This window comes from Cupriavidus sp. 05N38 (genome assembly GCF_056397345.1).
On record NZ_JBFTNF010000153.1, the window covers coordinates 1 to 1,831 of the forward strand.

The 1,831-nt window shown below is 64.5% G+C and carries 2 protein-coding genes; both read left to right on the forward strand.

The window, feature by feature from the left end:
- Nucleotides 1-431 (forward strand): hypothetical protein (locus AC1DK4_RS40600; RefSeq protein ID WP_441650509.1); only part of this gene is annotated, 431 nt, incomplete at its 5' end.
- Nucleotides 428-1,831: T6SS effector BTH_I2691 family protein (locus tag AC1DK4_RS40605; protein ID WP_477132263.1), on the forward strand; the 1,404-nt coding region annotated here is incomplete at its 3' end. The genes AC1DK4_RS40600 and AC1DK4_RS40605, both read left to right, overlap by 4 nt.

Below are 1,831 nucleotides of genomic sequence, written 5' to 3' on the forward strand. Positions count from 1 at the left end.
GGTTTGCCGGCGCCACGCCGGAACACCCGCGCTGGAGCCGCATCCCCGGCGGCGCGCGCCTGCCGCAGCCGTCGCCGCCGGCGCTGACATTGACCGATGCCCTGTGGGAAGCCCTGGTTTCCGATCCGTTGCCGCATCAGTTGCTGCACACCCTGGAACAGGAAGCTCCGGCCGTCTTTGCCAGCGACTGCCGTGGCGTGCGCCTGACGCAGATAGAAGCCCAGCTCGACGCCGCCCGCCAGCATGGACTGAGCCGCCACGAAGACCTGACCACCTACGTCCTGGTGGGGTTGTCAATACCTGCTGCACGCCTGGCCGCCGATCGCGACTGGCAGGATGCCGTGAAGCGCGCCGTCGCCGATCAGGTTCCGCTGAGCCAGTCGCTGGCCGCTCTGAAGCACCAGGCAGACCCAAGGAGGCCGCAATCATGACCACGAACTCCCCTGCCACACTCCTGTCCCAGGCACTTCGCGTTGCCCGGCAAACGCGCAGGGACGAAGCGCCCAGTCCTTGTGTCGAGTGCAAGACGGAGGTAGCCATCCTGCCGCTGCGCTATGCCGTCCTCGCCCATGGCGACTTGAAGGCCTTGGACAAACTGGCGCCACAGCTACCATCCAATCTCGGCAAGAACTTCCCCGCATTCGACAAACTCAATGCCCGGTACGCTGTGCGCAGCCTGCGCGAGGGCTATCTCTATGCCTTCGTCAAGCGCCTGGGCAAGGACTGGTCCTGCGAGAGCGCCTGGCATGCCGTGTCCGCCGGCATATTCCATCCGATCTGGCCGTATGCACCTCACCAGCCGATCGCCGACACGCAAGGTATTCAACTGCGGAGCGGTTGGACCATTTGCTTCAAAGCGCCGGAGGATATCGAAGAATTGCGCCTGCTGTTCACGCCTGACCCCCTCACCAAGCGCATGGTGGACGAGGTGCGCGACAAGACCTACCTGCGCAACAAGTTGCAGTCATTCGACATCAAGAGGATTGCGGACACGTGCTCGTTTGCTGACGACGTACTCGACCCGATGATCATCGACGGCACCTTGTCGGACGCCATTGCCCGCACCGACAAGGCGCTCGCGCCGGTGCTCGCCGGCCAGCTTTACTCCAGCCCGGATTACGAATACCACACGCCCTGGGTCGCCTCGGACCTCAAGGAAACCGCTCGCCGCGCGCGCGGTTGTGCGGTGGTACTGCACGATCCCATCGGCATCACCCAGCAGCTCAACGCATGGCGCAACGAGGCGGTGGAACAGCTCAAAGGCTACCTTAGCCTCAAGAACCCCAAAGGCCTCGACAATGAACGCCTGGTCCTGGTGGCCCAGGCGTTCGACGACGTCAGGCAGCTGTTCGAGGACAAGTCGGCCGCCATCGAGGCGCGACACTACATCGACATCGAGCGCGCCAAGATCGAAGACCCCGGCGCCGCCATGACCCGCGGCTGGGTGCTCGACGCGGAGCAGGAGGCCCGCTGGGAACAGGCCGCCCGGCAACACATGAAGGACTATGAGACGACCATCCGCACGCGGGTGCAGGCGAAGCTCGACAGCGGCGAATACCGCAATCGATTCGAGACCAGGTACGTCAATCCCCCGGACCCGCAGGCCGCCCTGCAGGTTCAGGCCATGAAAGCCAACCTGGCCGACTTCGAGCAGCAATGCAAGGCGCTGGAAGCACTGGCCGAAGGCCGCKCCAACGACCACCACAAATGGCTGCAGAGCGAGCAGTTGCTCGCGGCCCTGGATGTCTACGACAACCGGGACCCGTCGAACGGCTGGCACTTTTCCGGCCAGACAGGCTTGTGCGTCCTGGGCGCGGAGGGTTGCAAGGCT